The sequence below is a fragment of the Flavobacterium soyae genome (genome assembly GCF_021245985.1).
In the GTDB taxonomy this organism is placed as follows: domain Bacteria; phylum Bacteroidota; class Bacteroidia; order Flavobacteriales; family Flavobacteriaceae; genus Flavobacterium; species Flavobacterium soyae.
In genome coordinates this window covers 235867-254525 of sequence record NZ_JAJQXA010000007.1, presented here as the reverse complement: position 1 = coordinate 254525, position 18659 = coordinate 235867, and the positions used below count along the sequence as shown (strand labels likewise).

The window sequence follows — 18659 nt, the reverse complement described above, 5'->3', positions numbered from 1 at the left end:
TTAGATTTTAGATTTTAGATTTTAGATTTTAGATTTTAGATTTTAGATTTTAGATTTTAGATTTTAGATTTTAGATTTTAGATTTTAGATTTTAGATTTTAGATTTTAGATTTTAGATTTTAGATTTATAAAAAATCGCTGCGCTCTTTTTTATTGGGATTTGGAATTTAAAAAATTGGAATTTATTTTCTGTCAGGCTGAGCGAAGTCGAAGCCCTTTTTTTATTCAAAAAATCTAAAATCTAAACTCTAAAATCAACAATCCATTCCCTTGTATATGTTCTAAGTTATTCTTATTTTTAGTACTTGAACTATGCCGTTATGATAGAAATAGATATTGAAAAAGAAAACAAAGCAATTGCACACGAATACAAGGAATTACTGCGAATTAGTTACCAGACTTTAAGCCCTGCCGACAAAAAATTAATTCGGAAAGCTTTTGATGTTGCTGTTGATGCCCATAAAGAACAAAGACGCAAATCTGGTGAAGCGTATATCTTTCATCCTATTGCAGTTGCAAAAATTGTTGCCTCAGAAATTGGTCTGGGAGCGACCTCTATTGCCGCGGCTTTATTACACGATGTTGTCGAAGATACTCCCATAACTGTCGAAGATATCGAGCGTTTATTTAACCCAAAAGTAGCGCAGCTTGTTGAAGGTTTAACTAAGATTTCATTAGTCCAAAAAGACTTAAATGCATCCATGCAGGCGGAAAATTTCCGCAAAATGATTCTGACTTTGAACGATGACGTACGTGTAATTTTGATAAAATTAGCCGATCGTCTTCACAACATGCAGACCATGGATTCGATGGCAGAATATAAACAGACAAAAATTGCTTCGGAAACGCTTTATATTTACGCTCCTCTAGCCCATCGTTTGGGACTTTACAATATCAAAACCAAATTAGAAGATTTAGGATTAAAGTACACAGAACCTGCTGTATACGAAGATATTGTAAGCAAAATTAGAGAAACTAAAGAAGAACAGGATGCTTATATCAAAGATATTTCGGATGTTTTGAAGAAATCTCTTGATGCTGAAAATATAGATTATATTATAAAAGGCCGTCCGAAATCTATTTATTCGATCCGCCGTAAAATGCGTGCGCAAAACGTAAGTTTTGATGAAGTGTACGACAAATTTGCGCTTAGAATTGTTTATAAATCAGATCCGCATGATGAAAAATTCATCGCCTGGAAAATATATTCCATCGTAACCGATCACTACAGACCAAGCCCGAGCCGTTTGCGTGACTGGATTTCATCTCCAAAATCAACTGGTTATGAAGCACTTCACATTACGGTTATGGGACCCAAAGGACGCTGGGTCGAAGTTCAGGTTCGAAGCGAACGTATGGATGAAATTGCCGAAAAAGGTTATGCGGCACATTACAAATATAAAAATGGCGCAAGCGAAGAAAGCGGCTTAGATGTCTGGCTGAATTTACTTCGCGAAGCTTTAGAAAATCCGGAGACAAATGCGGTAGATTTTGTAGAAGATTTCAAAATGAATTTGTACTCAAAAGAAATTTTCATATTTACCCCAAAAGGAGAAATAAAATCATTGCCAAAAGGGGCAACTTCGCTCGATTTTGCTTTCAGCATTCACTCAGAAATTGGAATTAAAACAAGAGGAACCCGCGTAAACGGACGTCTTGTTCCTTTAAACCATGAATTAAAAAGCGGTGATCAGGTTGAAGTTATTACATCGGCAAACCAAAAACCTACGGTAAACTGGTTGGAATATGTAACGACTTCAAGAGCAAAAAATAAGATCAAAAATGTTCTTAACGAGAACACCAAAAAAATTGGTGAAGAAGGAAAAGAATTACTTACCCGAAAACTTAAACATTTAAAAATCACACTTAACGAGCAAGTTACAAACGAGTTAGTTAACTTTTTTAAATTAAAAACCAGTTTAGATTTATTTTATCGCGTTGGAATTGGCGCTATAGAAAACCAGCAGTTAAAAGATTACGCAGCACAAAAAGGAAATACGTTTATCAATTTCTTTAAAAATAAAATTAAAAGAAATAAAGACAATACCGCTGCCGAAGATATTCACAAACCAGTTATCAGCAGTAATTACGACATGCTGGTTTTTGGAACAGAACATGATAAACTCGATTATAAACTTTCGCAATGCTGTAACCCAATTCCGGGCGACGATGTTTTTGGTTTTGTAACCATAAACGAAGGAATTAAAGTGCATAAAAAAGATTGTCCAAACGCTATTGGAATGCAGTCTAATTATGCCTACAGAATCATGAGTGCCAAATGGATCGATTCTTCTCAGGAAGAATTTAAAGCCATTATCAATATTACCGGAATGGACGTTTTAGGACTTACAAATCAATTAACCCGTGTAATTTCAAACAATATGAGCGTTAATATTCAGAGTATTTCTTTGAGTACCGATGCCGGAATTTTTCACGGTCAAATTGCTGTAATTGTTCAAAACAATACCATTTTGAAAAAAATGATTAATGCCATTAAAAAAATTGACGGCGTTGATAAAGTTACCAGAGAATATAGAACCTAAATAAGTCAAAAGTTTAAAGTCTTAAAGTCAAAAGAAATACAACATCGTGACTATTTTACTTAAACTATTGATATAAATATTTTTTTATGAACGCAAATTCCTTAGAAATTCCCGAAGTTATTTTTGATGAAAATGGAGAACTTTTAATTGTCGCTTCTAAATCTTCCTCAAAAGATGATTTCGATTTCTTTCAGGGAAAATCAGTTATTCGTAACAAAAAATTAAAAACAAGATTTGCCAGTTGCACAGAATGGATTGAATTTCCATCGACTCAGGAAATGTATAAAATTTTAAACGGGATTGGTAATATTGATAATTTTCTTGCCACTTTTGATGGTGAACCTTTTGAAGGAATGACCGTTAGATTATTTAATCCGAAAACAAAATTGTGGAGCATTTACTGGGCCGATTCCAATTCAGGAACATTAGACAAACCCGTTGTAGGCTCTTTTGAAGATAAAATTGGACATTTTTTCTCAAAGGATATTTATGAAGGCAGAAATGTAATTCAGGTATTTAGATGGGATGCCCGTGATGAAAATAATCCGGTGTGGAGTCAGGCCATGTCTGACGATCAGGGAAAAACATGGGAATGGAACTGGTATATGTATATGTCAAAAACGAGCTGAAAATCTGTTATTTTTATCCTAAATTAAAATAATTATGTTAATTAAGTTCTATTGAACTTTGTAAAGTATAATAGCGTAAAAGCCTAAAATTGGTGCATTGCCCCCTATCAAATTCCAGTTTAAACGTTAAACTTTAAACCCGAAACTTTTATTCATTAAAAATAAAAAATTATCTTTGCAGGATATGACACTTATTTCAACTGACAACACTAAGAATCAAGAAATTGTAAAAAATGTTTTTACAATGTATCTTGAACAAAAAGGGCATCGCAAAACTCCTGAGCGTTATGCTATACTTCAGGAAATTTACGATAGCGAGGAGCATTTTGACATAGAAAATCTATACATCAAAATGAAAAACAAAAACTACCGTGTGAGCAGGGCTACGCTTTACAACACGATCGAGTTATTGTTAGACTGCGCTTTGGTTAGAAAACATCAATTTGGACAAAATCAGGCTTACTACGAAAAATCATATTTTGATAAACAGCATGATCACATCATTATGACAGATTCTGGTGAGGTAATTGAATTTTGCGATCCAAGAATTCAAACCATCAAAAAAACTATCGAAGAGATATTTGATATTGAAATCACAAATCACTCGCTTTATTTCTACGGAAACAAAAAGCAGAGTTCACAGTCTTAAAATAAAGACTTTTTCAAAAAATAAAAAAAAGAAAATTAACTACATAATCAGTAGGGCAAGTTTTGATTGTCCTAACGCAAATTAAAAACAGAATGACCGTAGATTTATTACTAGGATTACAATGGGGAGATGAAGGTAAAGGAAAGATTGTTGACGTTCTTACCTCAAATTATGATATAATTGCACGTTTTCAAGGAGGACCAAATGCAGGACATACATTAGAATTTGACGGAATTAAACACGTACTTAGAACTATTCCTTCTGGAATTTTCCATAAAGATTCAATAAATATTATCGGAAATGGTGTTGTAATTGATCCTGTAGTTTTTCAAAAAGAAATTGAAGGTTTAGAGAAATTCAACCTTGATATCAAAAAGAAATTAATCATTTCAAGAAAAGCACATTTAATTTTACCAACGCACCGTTTGCTTGATGCGGCTTCTGAAACTTCAAAAGGAAAAGCAAAAATTGGTTCTACTCTTAAAGGAATTGGCCCAACTTATATGGACAAAACGGGTAGAAACGGTTTACGTGTAGGTGATATCGAACTTGAAGATTTTAACGAGCGTTACAGAGCATTGGCTGACAAGCACGAAGCTATGATTGCTTTCTACGATGTTGCGATTCAATACAATTTAGCTGAACTTGAGAAAGAGTTTTTTGAAGCTGTTGAAGAATTAAAAAAATTAGATTTTATTGACAGTGAAGAATATATCCACCAGGCTCAAAAAGCAGGTAAATCTATTTTATGCGAAGGAGCTCAGGGTTCTTTATTAGATGTTGATTTTGGAACTTATCCTTTTGTAACTTCATCAAATACTACTGCTGCCGGAGCTTGTACCGGTTTAGGAATTGCTCCTAACAAGATTAAAGAAGTATACGGAATTTTTAAAGCTTACGTTACTCGTGTTGGAAGCGGACCTTTCCCAACAGAGCTTTTTGACGAAGTTGGTGCAACAATGGCAAGAGTTGGTAACGAATTTGGATCTGTAACAGGAAGACAAAGACGCTGCGGATGGTTAGACCTTGTAGCTTTAAAATATGCTGTTCAGGTCAATGGAGTTACACAGTTAATGATGATGAAAGGCGATGTTCTTTCTGGTTTTGATACTTTAAAAGTATGTACAGAATACAACTATAAAGGACAAAACATTGCTCACTTTCCTTATAACATTGAGCCAGAAAATGTTACTCCGGTTTATCAGGAATTCAAAGGCTGGAAAGCTGACTTAACGGGATTGACAACTTACGATCAATTACCAATTGAGCTAAAAGAATATATTGAATTTATTGAAAAAGAAATCGAAGTGCCAATCAAAATTGTATCGGTTGGGCCAGACAGAAAGCAGACAATAACAATATAATACACTTAAACGCTCTGATAATCAGGGCGTTTTTTTTTATGAAACTATTTTCGAAATGAGAAAAAATCCAGAAATTGAAATTACAGAAACCAAGTTATTATCAGACAATTGGTATATTTTAAACCGAGTTTCTTTTAGTTATAAAAAAGAGAAAGAAGAAGCACAAATTCATACCCGAGAAGTTTATGATCGCGGAAACGGTGCCGGAATCTTACTATATAATTCAGATAAAAAGACCGTTATTTTAACGCGTCAGTTTCGTTTACCTACTTTCCTTAACGGAAATAAAACAGGAATGATGATTGAAGTCTGTGCCGGACTTTTAGATCAGGATAATCCTGAACAGGCAATTATTCGTGAAACCGAAGAAGAAACCGGATATCGAATAAAGAAAGTACAAAAAGTAGTAGAAACTTATATGTCCCCTGGTGCTGTAACAGAAATCTTGTATCTTTTTGTTGGAGAATATAACGAAAGCATGAAAGTAAGTGAAGGCGGCGGACTGGATGCTGAACAGGAAAATATTGAAGTCCTGGAATATACTTTTGATGAAGCTTATGCCATGATTGAATCTGGTGAAATTACTGATGCTAAAACAATTTTGTTGCTGCAGCATGCAAAAATTAAAGGTTTGATATAGTTTTTTGAGTATTTTTAGGTTCTAAAAACTTTAAAATGCTCAAATCTAAAATATTCTTTTTTCTGTTTTTTCCGTTTCTTCTAATCGCGCAAAATGTAAAACTGCCGATTGAAAAACTAAAACAAGATCTTATTATTTTTAAAGATATTAGAGAAAAAGCTAATTCCGGGCTTTATAAATACCGGACAAAACAGCAAATTGACAGCATTTATTCTTGGGCGTTTTCACAGATAAAACAGCCCAAAACACTGCTGGATTTTTATAAGATTATTTTAAAAATTACCGATTTCGAAGGCAGCCTTCATAATGACACAACACTTCCTGATGATTTTCAAAATAAATATTCATCAGGAAATGTTTTTTTCCCTTATCCTGTAAAATTGATTGAAAATAAACTAGTTATTAATTTTCAGAATACTGAAATTCCGTTAGGTTCCCAGATTCATTCAATTAACAGAATTGCTATCAATCAAATATTAGATGCGTTTTCTAAATATTACACAACCGACGGTTATAACATCACCGGAAAATCGATTGGTATTGGAAGTTCGTTTGCTAAATATTTCGAAATGGAGTATGGACCTCAAAAGGATTTTTTAGTTGAATATTCCCTTCCCAATAAGTCTCAAAAATTAAAAAAAACTGTTGCAGCAGTTTCTAATGAAATTCGAAAAGAGAATTTCAAAAACCGCCACTCACTTCCTATTGACAGCTTACAATACGGAAAAATAAAAGGTAAATATTCTTTTAAAGTTATTTCACCCAATACAAGTTTACTTGCCATTAATACATTTGCAATTGGCAGAAATGCAAAAGACAAAGAGCATTTGGCTTATAAAAAATATGTGGACAGCTGTTTTCAATATCTTTCTTATAATTTACAAATAAAAAATCTAATCGTTGATGTTAGAAATAATGGCGGAGGAACTGATCCAAATGATATAATAACTTTTTCATATTTAGCGCAAAAACCATTTAGGGAAAATGCTCTTGCTTATGTCAATTTTCAGGAGATTCCATTTCCGGAATATCTTGTTTATGAAGAAAATGAACTTCAAAAACAACAGGAAGAAAAAAAAGATTTTGAAGATGAAATAAAAGACGAGTTTCCGAAATTAGAAAACGGTAAATATATTCAGGACGAAAAATTCAATCTTTTATTACAACCTGATAAAAACAATTTTAAAGGGCAGATTTATCTATTAATAAGCCCGAGAATTGCTTCTGCAGGATCATTATTTACCTCTTTAGCAGCAGGAAACACAAATGCTGTTGTTATTGGCGAAGAAACAATGGGTGGTTATTTCGGACACAACGGCCACACTCCTATCGAATATGAGTTACCAAACACAAAAATAAAAACACAATTTTCGATTGTAAATTTAGAGCAGGACGTGCCTAAAAAAGCCAGTCAGATTTTTGGAAGAGGAATTATTCCCGATCATGAAGTTAGGCAAACTTTAGATGATTTTTTGCGAAATAAGGATACGCAGTTTGAATATACTTTGAAATTAATTGAGCAGAAATAATCTTTACAATTTTATCTGTTAAATGAAAATCCAGCAAACTATTCAAAAAATTGTGTAAGGTATATTGACGAGTATAGTTATAACTTTATTTTTATAAAAATTACGACTTATGAAAAAGTTATATCATACAGCAAACGTATTACTTATATTAATGTTAACTTTAGTTGTTTCTTGTAAAAAAAGCGACACCGTCAATTTAACCAAAAATACTAAGCCTAAAAAAACAATTGAATACAAGAAACCAAAATCGGCTGTTTCTTACCAGATTGAAAGAACAAAAGACTGGCTTAAAACTAACGAAACAGACAGCAGTAAACTAAATATTCTTTATGCCGTAAACAGAACTGACAAAGCAAATTTTAAAAAATTAGACTCAGTAGTTATTCCGGCAGATTTTAGCGGAGATTTGGTTTACTACTTACCATTTCCATTGCATGTTACTGCTTTAGAAGAAGTTTCTAAAATCATTATTTTTTCCTATCCTGCGCAAGCCTTTGCTGCTTACGAAAACGGTGAGTTGGTTCGTACGGGTCCAACAAACATGGGAAGAAAAAAAGCCCCTACACCAACCGGATTGTTTTTCACCAATTGGAAAGCGGAAAAAACAACGAGTACTTTTAATGACGAATGGGAATTAAAATGGAATTTTAATATCGAGAACAAACTCGGAGTTGGTTTTCATCAATATGAATTACCGGGTTATCCGGCATCACATTCCTGCTTGAGATTATTGGAAAAAGATGCAAAATATCTTTACAAATTTGCCGATGAATGGATTTTGAAAGACGAAGAAAATGTAAAAGTAAAAGGAACTCCGGTTGTAGTTTTTGGAAGTTATAATTTTGACGGCCCAAAACCATGGCTGCAATTAGCATCAGATCCAAAAGCTTTAAATATACCTGAATCTGAAATTGAGAAAGAGGTAAAACCTTTTATTCAGAAAATTTTAGATAATCAAAAATTAAGGGAAGCAGAACAGACTAATTCTCTTTAAAAATCAAAAAAGGCATAAGAATTAACTTCTTATGCCTTTTAAATTTATATAAAACTCTAACTAATTAGAAGAATTTCAATATTCTCTAATGGAATTGGATTTCTTTTCGCTACTCCTAAAATATCCAACAAATTGAATATACTAAATCGATTAGCTCCTATCATTGAATGATAAACTGTCAAATCTTCATAATTATGAACGGAAATTTTGAATTTTGACTTATTTGTAATCTGAAAAGTAAAGAACTTTACAGCCCTTTTACCATTTTTATAATCTCTGGTTTTAAAGCTTTTTTCTGTTAAAAGAATTGAATCATTTGACTTTAAATCAAGAATTTCGACAAAAAAATCTGGATTTGCCCGAACATCAAAACCTCCTACTACAAAAATTTCATAAAATCCATAATACAAATCAACTTCAAAAACATCTTTTAATTTGAACCGTAAATTCATATTAATTATCTGGAATAATTTGGAGCTTCTTTTGTAATAGTTACATTATGTGGGTGGCTTTCAGTGATTCCACTTGACGTGATTCTAACAAAACGCCCAGACTCTTGTAAAGTTGGAATATCTTTTGAACCACAGTATCCCATTCCGGCACGAAGACCTCCAATAAATTGAAGCATGCTTTCGTTTAATTCACCTTTGTAAGGAACACGACCAACAATTCCTTCCGGAACTAATTTTTTAACATCGTCTTCAACATCCTGGAAATAACGATCTTTTGAGCCTGTTTGCATCGCTTCAACAGAACCCATTCCACGGTATGATTTGAATTTTCTTCCTTCAAAAATAATAGTTTCTCCCGGAGATTCTTTTGTTCCTGCTAATAATGAACCTAACATTACACAATCAGCACCTGCAGCAATTGCTTTAGGAATATCTCCTGTATAACGAATTCCACCATCAGCAATTACAGGAACACCTGTTCCTTTAATAGCAGCAGCAACTTCTAAAACCGCTGAAAACTGAGGAAAACCAACACCTGCAACGATACGTGTAGTACAAATAGAACCAGGACCGATTCCTACTTTTACACCATCGGCACCGTTTTCTACTAAATATTTAGCAGCTTCCGGCGTTGCAATGTTTCCAACCACTACATCTATTTGAGGGAATTTTGATTTTACTTCTTTTAATACATTTACCACACCTTCAGTATGTCCGTGTGCTGTATCAATAATAATAGCGTCTACACCGGCAGCAACTAAAGCTTCAGCTCTTTGAACTGCATCTCCGGTAACGCCAATTGCAGCAGCAACTCTCAAACGGCCAAAAGTATCTTTGTTAGCGATTGGTTTTTGAGTCAGTTTTGTAATATCTCTAAACGTAATTAAACCAACTAATTCGTTTTTAGCATTTACAACTGGCAATTTTTCGATTTTATGGCCTTGTAAAACTACTTCGGCTTGTTCTAGTGAAGTTCCTTCGGCGACAGTAACTAAGTTTTTACTTGTCATTACCTCAGCGATTGGTCTTGCTCCGTTTTTTTCGAAACGTAAGTCACGATTGGTAACAATTCCTTTAAGGATTCTGTTTTCGTCAACGATTGGAATACCGCCAATTCCGAATTCTCTCATGGCGTTTTTAGCGTCTGCAATAGTTGAATTCATTGGTAATGTTACCGGATCGATAATCATTCCTGCTTCAGCACGCTTTACTTTTCTAACCTTTCCAGCTTGCTGCTCGATGGTCATATTTTTATGTAAAACTCCAATCCCTCCTTCTTGTGCCATAGCGATTGCCATTGCACTTTCGGTCACTGTATCCATAGCAGCAGATACGATTGGAACGTTTAATGTTATGTTTCTTGAAAATTTTGATTTGATACTCACTTCGCGGGGAAGCACATTCGAGTAGTTAGGTACTAATAATACATCGTCGTAAGTTAAACCTTCGCCGATAATCTTGGAGTTGTGTGCTATCATGGTGCAATTTCTAGTTGAATTGCGTGCAAATATAGTGAATAAATTGCTAACTTAAATACTAACTTATTCATAAATTTAAGTTTACAGGAATCGTCTTACGATTTAAATTCCAAATTTTAAATCCCAAATTCCAATCAATAAAGCAAAAATAAAGACCTTACTCAATTGGAATTTGGAATTTAAAGTATTGGAATTTTATTTTTTATCTTGAAAAATGAAGTTAAAACCAAATTGAAAGGCAAGACTATTGGCTTTTGTGACATCTTTATACTCTAAAACATTATCGAATAAAGCGTAAATATTAAATTTTCCGAGTGTTCCGGAAAGTCCTAAACCAATATTTTTATTTGAATACGGATCGAATGTATAAGTGACTTTGGCATCCAGCTTTTCAAAAATACTGCGTTTATAAAAAGCCGTCAAAGCAGCATAAGGTTCTATTGGCATTGTCATTATAAACAACTGCGTGCCAACAGCATTTAAATATCTTGTTTCACTTGAACCTTTACAATTACACTCTCCATCGTATCTTGATTCGCCAAATGAATATTGAATGGAGGAATTAAATTTTACGGGGCGCCAGGTTGTATATTTATTATAAGACGTATCTCGCGGAATAGCCGCATCAAACTCATCAAAAATATTTTCCGGTTCATTTACAGCATCAAAACCTGGGTTTACTCCGTCATATCTGTAAGCACCTTTATATGTCAACGTCTCAATGTCTTTAGTATGCTTTATAAAACCAACATCAAGTATACTGGCAGTAAGCTGTAGATTTTCTTTAATATTATAAGTAATACCGGCATCAAATCCTAAACCTAAACTTCCATTCAAAAAAGTATTGTGTGCAATATCGCTGGGGATACTTCCTTCGTATTCATCTTTTGTAAATTTCCCGATGCCCGAAGTTTTAAGCTCTAAGTTTGATTCGATTATTTGAGTGTACAAATTAGTTCCCGTTCCTTGCCCGGTATAAATATATCCCGAGTTTTTAGTTGAAGTCGCATTGGCACCGCTTGAATAAATTTTAGCCCGCCCGCCTAAAACCAGTTTTTTGTTTAGTTTTTTGTGAAATCCTACGTGGAAAACAGAAAGCACTTCGGCGCGTAAATTTAAATCAGCCAAATTAAATGATTTCCCAATATAATTCTTGTTTCCGTCTACCCCTAAAATGGCAATATCTTTTGGGAAATACATTAAAAAATCAAATTCCTGATATGCCCCAAACGAAATATAAGATTGACTGTCCTCTCCTCCTACTCTAAATCCCCCAGAGAATATTTCAAGCTGCTGGTTTACCTGTGTTTTATCATTTGCAGATGATTTATTGATAATATTTCGCACTTTGTCATTAAAATCAACGCCGTTATCAGCAAATAAATCATAAGCCGAAAAACTGCTGGAACCAATATTTGCAGAAACTCCGGACAGAAGCGGAACGCCAAAATAATATTTATATGAAACATCGGCCCCTGGGTTTACAAGCGAAGACTGTGGAATTGACGTAAAATTGTACAGCACTTGTTTATTTTGGGAATAACAAAAAAGCTGCAACAGAGGCATTAAAATTAAAAGTGCTTTTCTCATTTTACTTTCATATAAACGGTTGCACCTGATTTGAATTTTAAATTGCCTGAAATATCGCCTGATCCAGATCCTGTTACGGTTGTTACTACAAAACCAATTTTCATGGTCTTTTTTAATAAATTTAACCGTTCTCCCTCAAAAACTTCTGTAGGATATTGTATTATGTTTGAGCCTCCGGTATAGGTTGGAACAGCCAAATCAATAGTTTCTAATAGCTGATTATTGGCATCTATAAACTGCAATTCGATTTCAAAAGCTCTGTTTATGGTATTTTCAATTTCGAAATTAAGTTCGGCTTTTACCAGATTATCTGTAAAAAATTTCTTTTTAAAAACATCAAATTCTTCAACATCAGGCGGTATTTGCTGTCCCTGTCCATTATCATCAATTTGATCTGCAGTAACATTAAAGTAAGCGAGATTTGCCACATAAACGGGTTCAAGCACAAAATCATCGATTTGGTCAAAGTCTAAATCACTTGAACAAGAGAGAAATAAAACTGCGGAAAAGAGTGCTATAGAGATTCTATATAAAAGATTTCGTTTCATTTTTAATTAATTAAGATTAATAAAAACGCCTTTTCTTGTCAGATATTACTTATTTTGTATTATTTTTTTAATGAAATTTTCCAAATAATTTAGATGCCTCATTGTAAGCACTTTCAAAACTTAATGAATTAAGTCCGGTTATTTTTTTATTAGCAGTAAAATAAGAAATCAATTTTTCTGTCGGCATGTTTCCAGTTAATTTATCCGTCGCCATTGGACAGCCGCCAAATCCCTGAATTGCTCCGTCAAAACGTATACATCCGGCTTTTGATGCGGCGTCAATTTTTTCAAACCAGCTGTCTGGCGTAGTATGCAGATGCGCCCCAAACTCGATTTCAGGATATTTCGGAATTAAATTCGAAAACAAATACGTAATAACATCCGGCGTAGAACTTCCTACAGTATCTGAAAGCGATAAAATTTTAACGCCCATACCGGCCAGTTTTTCTGTCCATTCTGCAACAATTTCAACATTCCACGGATCTCCGTACGGATTTCCAAATCCCATTGAAAGGTACGTCACAACCTCTTTGTTTTTTTTATCGGCGATTTCAAGAATTTCTTCAAGAGTTACCAAAGACTCTGCAATCGTTTTATGTGTATTACGCATCTGAAAATTTTCAGATATAGAAAACGGAAATCCTAAATATTGAATAGCTTCATGCTCTGCAGCCTGAGCTGCGCCTTGCGTATTGGCAATTATCGAAAGCAATTTACTGGTTGTCTGCGACAAATCTAATTGTGCCAAAACTTCAGCCGTATCCTGCATCTGCGGAATTGCTTTTGGAGAAACAAAACTTCCAAAATCGATTGTATCAAACCCTACGCGAAGCAAGGCTTGTATATAAGTTACTTTATTTTTTGTTGGAATAAAGGTTTTGATACCCTGCATGGCATCTCGTGGACATTCTATAATCTTGATCTCTTTATTCAAAACTTATTCTTTTGTATAAGCTAAGTTAGGTTCTTTTTTAAAGAAATAAAAATTAACTCTTTGCGAATTATTTATTTTAACCTTATTAGGCTGTTTTTTTTTAAAACCATATAAGTTATATAAGATCATTTAAATGTATTGCTTATATAATTTTGATTATAGGAATATAAGTTTTCTGAATTATTTTTTTTACCCTATAAATTATATAAGTTTTTTTTTAAATTTTAATGCTGGATAGTTTATCGTAGTTAAATATAAGTGCTTCTGTCTTTATTACATAATATCGTAATAGGTGTATTTATTACATAAAAATGTAATATTTTAAAATATTACCAAAAAGTGTAATAATTAAAAATATTACTTATATTTGTAATACAATTTTTATTATTTTTTAATTATATTTGATTATGACTAGTGTAATTACAGGCGACATAATTGGTTCAAGACAGCAGGAGTCTCAGCATTGGGTCGACGATTTAAAAAAAATCCTGGCTCCGCTTGGTAAAACACCAGGCGAATGGGAAGTTTATCGTGGTGACGAATTTCAAATAGAAGTTCAAAATCCCGAAGATGCTTTATTGACCGCTGTTTTAATCAAAGCACATTTAAGAGCCATAAAATCTGATGCACGAATGAGCATTGGTTTTGGGAATAAAACGCACAATGCCGAAAAAATATCTGAAAGTAACGGAACGGCTTTCATCAATTCGGGAGAGTTATTTGAGACTTTAAAAAAACAAAAAGTGACTTTGGCTTTGCGGACAGGCGATGCTGCTTTTGATGAAAAGCTGAACTTAATGATTCAGCTTGCTTTGACTTTTATGGATAACTGGCTGGTACAATCAGCAGAATTTATTGTAAAAGCAATAGAAAATCCAAACCTTTCGCAGGAAGAACTGGGGCAAAAATTAGGTATTAATCAAGCTGCCGTAAGCCGAAGACAAAAACGCGCCCAGTTTGATTTAGTTATGAATTTAGATCGTTATTTTAGAACACAAATAAAACAACTTACAGCCCCATGATTTTATTTATAAAACTATTTTTGGCGCATTTATTAGGCGATTTTATCTGGCAGCCTAATTCCTGGGTAATTGATAAAGAGAGTAAAAAACACAAGAGCATTTACTTATATATTCATATTTTACTGCACGGAGTTTTAGCCGCGATTCTGGCCGGAGAAATGAATTTTATTCCGTATGCTGTTTTAATTGCGGTTACACATGGCATCATCGATTTAATCAAACTCAATTTTCAGAAAAACAAAACAAAACGTACTTGGTTTGTTGTGGATCAAATTGCACATATTTTGATTTTAATAGGCGTTGTGCTTCTTTATCAAAACAAAGGCATCATTTATTTTTGGCAGGATAACACATTCTGGATTTTGATAACCGGATTTTTACTGCTGACCAAACCAACTTCTATTTTCATCAAAATCGTTATTTCAATCTGGGCGCCCGAAAACGAAAACAGCCATCAGGATAACTCGCTGATAGCTGCCGGAAATTATATTGGTATTTTAGAGCGCTTATTTGTGTTCGGATTTATTTTAACCGGACATTTTGAAGCGATTGGTTTTTTACTGGCCGCAAAATCTATTTTTAGATTTGGGGATTTAAAAGAAGCCAAAGACCGAAAACTAACGGAATATGTTTTAATTGGCACATTAATCAGTTTCGGAATTGCAATTCTTGCCGGAATACTAGTTCAGGCGCTTCTTTTACAACTGCCCTAAAACCTTTTTATTGATTGCTTTTATCAACGCCGGCCCTTCATAAATAAAACCTGTGTATAACTGCACTAAACTTGCTCCTGCATTTAATTTTTCGATGGCATCATCGGCAGAGTGAATTCCTCCTACTCCAATAATTGGGAATGCTTTATTGCTTTTTTCCGAAAGAAAACGAATAACTTCTGTTGAACGTTTTGTTAATGGTTTTCCGGATAAACCTCCCATTTCAGATTGATTTTGAGACTGAAGTCCGTCTCTTGAAATAGTAGTATTTGTCGCAATTACACCTGCAATTTGGGTTGTTTTTATGATATCAATAATATCTAATAATTGCTCATTTGTAAGATCCGGGGCAATTTTTAAAAGAATTGGTTTTACTTTTTGATTACTTGTTTTTTGCTTTTCGACATTTCTGTTTTGCAAAGTTTGTAACAAGGCTGTTAAAGGTTCTTTGTCCTGCAGCGCTCTTAAATTTGGTGTATTTGGAGAACTTACGTTTACCACAAAATAATCTACATGGTCAAAAAGTGCATCAAAACAAATGATATAATCGTCAACCGCATTTTCGTTTGGGGTCACTTTATTTTTCCCTATATTTCCGCCAATTAAAACGCCTGAATTCTTTTTCAAACGTTCTACAGCTTCCAGAACTCCGCCATTATTAAAACCCATTCGGTTAATAATCGCCTGATCTTCTTTTAAACGGAATAAACGTTTTTTAGGATTTCCTTCCTGACCAACCGGAGTTACGGTTCCAATTTCGATAAAACCAAAACCAAAATCAGAAAATTCTTTATACAGCTTTGCATCTTTATCAAATCCTGCCGCAAGTCCAACCGGATTTTTAAATTTAATCCCGAAAACTTCTCTTTCTAAACGAGAATCCTTTACTTCATAAATTGATCTTATAACCGCCGAAACTCCAGGAATTTTTGAAATGAATTTTACAAATGAAAAAGTAAAGTAATGCACTTCTTCCGGATCAAACCAAAAAAGTATTGGGCGAATTATCAATTTATACATAAGAGTTGTGTTGTTGTTATTTTGGCTGCAAATTTAAATATTATAGTTTAAAAAGGGCGCTTTTTATAAAAAACTGTTTTATATGATTTTTTATATTCAAAAATATATCAGCTAACAAACTCTTTAAAAAGAACTTTAGTATTCAATTCTTTTTATAAAAGTGCATTTTACATCAAGAGAACATTTTACTATATTTCTTTGTACTACTCAAATATTTTTTTACTTAAAACAATATTTTACTTACAAAATATTCACTTAAACCCTCTTCAGTCATTCATTTTTTTAATAACTTTATCTGACTTAAAATACTGAAAATGAAAAATATAAACAAAAAAATAAGAAAAGCAGCAACAATATGTTTAGTCGGATCGTTTTTTTTAGTTTCTATTGACAGCATAGCACAACGTCGCGCAGGCGGCGGTGGCGGCGGAGTTCACAGAGCTGGCGGAGGAACTCAAACCAGGCCATCGATAAACAGGTCAGCCAATCAGTCAAGACCTACAGTAAATAGACCTGCCGCAACAAGACCTGGCTCTAATGGTTCTGGAACCAGAGTTACCAGACCTGCCAATGGTTCAACAACAAATATCAATAACAGAAACAGCATAAATAATCGAAATTCAGGCAGCATAAGAAATTCCGGTAATCGAAATACCAATATAAGCGGTAATACAATAAATGTAGACCGAAGCAGAGATATCACAATAAACAACAACAGAAATACCGTTGTTAGACGAAATACGGTTGTTTATGCCCGTCCTCCTTATGTATATGGCGGTTATAGATATCATGCTTACAATCCGTACTACTTTCATCCTTACACTCCATTTTATTATGGCCCCGTTTGGCATCCTTGGGGATTTTTTGTGGCTGCTTTGGCCGTTACAGCAATTGTAGTAAGTGTAGAAAGCACCCAATATCATTATGATCAGGGAGTTTGGTATGCGCCTTCAAACGGAGGTTATACTGCAGTGCCGGCACCAGTTGGGGGAACAGTAAACAATATTCCGAGCGGTGCACAAACCGTTAATACAGGAACAGTAAACAATTACTACTACGGTGGAACTTATTATGAAAAAGATGGCAGTACTTACAAAGTTGTACCGCCAACGGCAGGAACAATAGTAGATAATTTGCCAGAAGGTGGCAAAGAAGTTACAATTGGTAATGTAAAATATGTGAAATTTGGTGAAACATATTATCAACCCATACAAGTTGACGGTAAAAATAAATATGAAGTAGTTTTGGTCGAAGAAGATAAATAAAAATTTATTATAGTTTATTAACTCTATATGATAAATAGGATTATATTTGTTTTTTGATATATTTATTTTTTGTATATATTTACTGACAAAATATTACTCGCTAAAAAACCATAAAAATGAAGAATAAAACCTTTTGGATTTTTGCCATACTGACAATCTCTATAATTTCAATTACTTACGGTGTAACAAAATTAATTACACCTAAAACAAAAGCAACAGAATTGGCTTTGGATTGTCATGAACTTCCTAATACAGCAGAATCATCTGCTTTTAAACCTACAATCGAAAATAAAAACAAACCAAAAGGAAAAGCTCCCGAAGGCATGGTTTGGATTCCCGGAGGCGAATTCTCTATGGGAAGTAATGTTGAAGACGAAAGTTTATGCAGCTTAAAAGGCGTTACAAAAGATGCTGCCCCTATTCATCGTGTATATGTAGACGGCTACTATATGGATGAAGCAGAAGTAACTAACGACCAATTTGAAAAATTTGTAAAAGCTACGGGTTATATAACTGTTGCTGAGCAAAAACCAACCAAAGAAGAGTTTCCAACGGCTGCAGAGGAAGATTTAATTGCAGGATCTGTAATATTTAACCCTACGCCATCTGCTGTAAATTTAAATAATTTCTATCAATGGTGGGCTTACGTTGGCGGCACAGACTGGAGACATCCGCTGGGGCCGGAAAGTTCTATAAAAGGAAAAGGCAATTATCCTGTAGTACAAGTTGCATATGAAGATGCTGCAGCTTATGCTAAATGGGCTGGAAAACGCCTGCCTACTGAGGCCGAATGGGAATTTGCAGCAAGAGGCGGTAAAACCGGAGAAATTTACGCTTGGGGAAATACTTTAAAACCTAAAGGAAAATTTCAGGCTAACATTTACCAAGGGCATTTCCCTATTAAAGATGGTGATACTGGCGAAGATGGTTTTAAAGGAATCGCACCTATTAAACAATATGCTCCAAATGCTTACGGATTGTATGATGTTGCAGGAAATGTATGGGAATGGACAAACGACTGGTATAGTGTTGATTATTACAAAACATTAAGCGAAAGCGGAAAAACAGCTAGAAATCCGCAAGGGCCAGATGCTTATAATGACCCTAACGATCCAACGCAGATAAAGAGAGTTCACAGAGGCGGATCATTTTTATGTACAGATCAATACTGTACAAGATATATGGTGGGGACCAGAGGAAAAGGCGAAGTTAGATCTGCTGCCAATCATCTTGGTTTTAGATGTGTAAAAAGTATTTAAAAGATAAAAAATTATCATGAAAAAGGATTC

At 34.0% G+C, this 18659-nt stretch carries 17 protein-coding genes; 11 read left to right on the top strand and 6 right to left on the bottom strand.

Translation table 11 applies throughout. The annotated features are described in order from the left end of the window. Positions 1–320: 320 nt before the first annotated feature. The 7 genes from LUU93_RS11550 (at position 321) to LUU93_RS11520 (ending at position 8348) form a co-directional block, all read left to right on the top strand. Positions 321–2543: a RelA/SpoT family protein gene (locus tag LUU93_RS11550; protein WP_232681258.1), complete on the top strand. Its 2223-nt coding sequence runs from the start codon at positions 321–323 to the stop codon at positions 2541–2543. Between the two features lie 86 nt (positions 2544–2629). Continuing rightward, entirely contained in the window at positions 2630–3172 is a 543-nt protein-coding gene (locus LUU93_RS11545) for a hypothetical protein (RefSeq protein ID WP_232681257.1), read from the top strand. A gap of 184 nt (positions 3173–3356) precedes the next feature. Further along, a complete protein-coding gene (locus LUU93_RS11540; RefSeq protein WP_053471018.1) occupies positions 3357–3821 on the top strand; it encodes a Fur family transcriptional regulator in 465 nt (154 codons plus the stop codon). Positions 3822–3913: 92 nt separating this feature from the next. Beyond that, positions 3914–5185: an adenylosuccinate synthase gene (locus tag LUU93_RS11535; protein WP_232681256.1), complete on the top strand. Its 1272-nt coding sequence runs from the start codon at positions 3914–3916 to the stop codon at positions 5183–5185. Positions 5186–5240: 55 nt separating this feature from the next. Continuing rightward, on the top strand, positions 5241–5825 hold the full coding sequence (locus LUU93_RS11530) for an NUDIX domain-containing protein (protein WP_232681255.1): 585 nt from the start codon (positions 5241–5243) through the stop codon (positions 5823–5825). Positions 5826–5860: 35 nt separating this feature from the next. After that, positions 5861–7354, top strand: a complete 1494-nt coding sequence (locus tag LUU93_RS11525) for a S41 family peptidase (protein WP_232681254.1) — start codon at positions 5861–5863, stop codon at positions 7352–7354. 109 nt (positions 7355–7463) lie between these two features. After that, positions 7464–8348 (top strand): L,D-transpeptidase, encoded by an 885-nt coding sequence (locus tag LUU93_RS11520; protein ID WP_232681253.1) that lies wholly within the window; start codon positions 7464–7466, stop codon positions 8346–8348. Positions 8349–8404: 56 nt separating this feature from the next. On the opposite strand, the gene LUU93_RS11515 is transcribed toward LUU93_RS11520, so the two are convergent. The 5 genes from LUU93_RS11515 to LUU93_RS11495 form a co-directional block, all read right to left on the bottom strand. Further along, entirely contained in the window at positions 8405–8800 is a 396-nt protein-coding gene (locus tag LUU93_RS11515) for a hypothetical protein (protein ID WP_232681252.1), read from the bottom strand. Between the two features lie 5 nt (positions 8801–8805). Next, entirely contained in the window at positions 8806–10278 is a 1473-nt protein-coding gene (gene guaB, locus LUU93_RS11510; RefSeq protein WP_232681251.1) for an IMP dehydrogenase, read from the bottom strand. 195 nt (positions 10279–10473) lie between these two features. Beyond that, the gene (locus LUU93_RS11505) at positions 10474–11868 is read right to left on the bottom strand and encodes a DUF5723 family protein (protein WP_232681250.1); all 1395 of its coding nucleotides are present in this window, start codon (positions 11866–11868) and stop codon (positions 10474–10476) included. Then, positions 11865–12416 carry a hypothetical protein gene (locus tag LUU93_RS11500; RefSeq protein WP_232681249.1) on the bottom strand — a complete coding sequence of 184 codons (552 nt, stop codon included), beginning with the start codon at positions 12414–12416 and terminating at the stop codon, positions 11865–11867. Before LUU93_RS11500 ends, LUU93_RS11505 begins: the two co-directional genes overlap by 4 nt. A gap of 67 nt (positions 12417–12483) precedes the next feature. Next, on the bottom strand, positions 12484–13350 hold the full coding sequence (locus LUU93_RS11495) for a hydroxymethylglutaryl-CoA lyase (protein WP_232681248.1): 867 nt from the start codon (positions 13348–13350) through the stop codon (positions 12484–12486). A gap of 407 nt (positions 13351–13757) precedes the next feature. Between LUU93_RS11495 and LUU93_RS11490 the strand changes: the two genes are divergently transcribed. Together LUU93_RS11490 and LUU93_RS11485 are read left to right on the top strand one after the other, a co-directional pair. Then, positions 13758–14372 (top strand): SatD family protein, encoded by a 615-nt coding sequence (locus LUU93_RS11490; protein WP_232681247.1) that lies wholly within the window; start codon positions 13758–13760, stop codon positions 14370–14372. Further along, positions 14369–15085 (top strand): DUF3307 domain-containing protein, encoded by a 717-nt coding sequence (locus tag LUU93_RS11485; protein ID WP_232681246.1) that lies wholly within the window; start codon positions 14369–14371, stop codon positions 15083–15085. The genes LUU93_RS11490 and LUU93_RS11485 overlap by 4 nt, the downstream gene beginning before the upstream one ends. Here LUU93_RS11485 and LUU93_RS11480 read toward each other — a convergent pair. Beyond that, on the bottom strand, positions 15071–16105 hold the full coding sequence (locus LUU93_RS11480; protein ID WP_232681244.1) for a quinone-dependent dihydroorotate dehydrogenase: 1035 nt from the start codon (positions 16103–16105) through the stop codon (positions 15071–15073). The two genes, LUU93_RS11485 and LUU93_RS11480, sit on opposite strands and share 15 nt — an antisense overlap. A 314-nt stretch (positions 16106–16419) precedes the next feature. Here LUU93_RS11480 and LUU93_RS11475 point away from each other — a divergent pair, with 314 nt between their 5' ends. Together LUU93_RS11475 and LUU93_RS11470 are read left to right on the top strand one after the other, a co-directional pair. Next, positions 16420–17370 carry a DUF6515 family protein gene (locus tag LUU93_RS11475; protein WP_232681243.1) on the top strand — a complete coding sequence of 317 codons (951 nt, stop codon included), beginning with the start codon at positions 16420–16422 and terminating at the stop codon, positions 17368–17370. Positions 17371–17486: 116 nt separating this feature from the next. After that, the gene (locus tag LUU93_RS11470) at positions 17487–18629 is read left to right on the top strand and encodes a formylglycine-generating enzyme family protein (protein ID WP_232681242.1); all 1143 of its coding nucleotides are present in this window, start codon (positions 17487–17489) and stop codon (positions 18627–18629) included. Positions 18630–18659 lie beyond the last annotated feature (30 nt).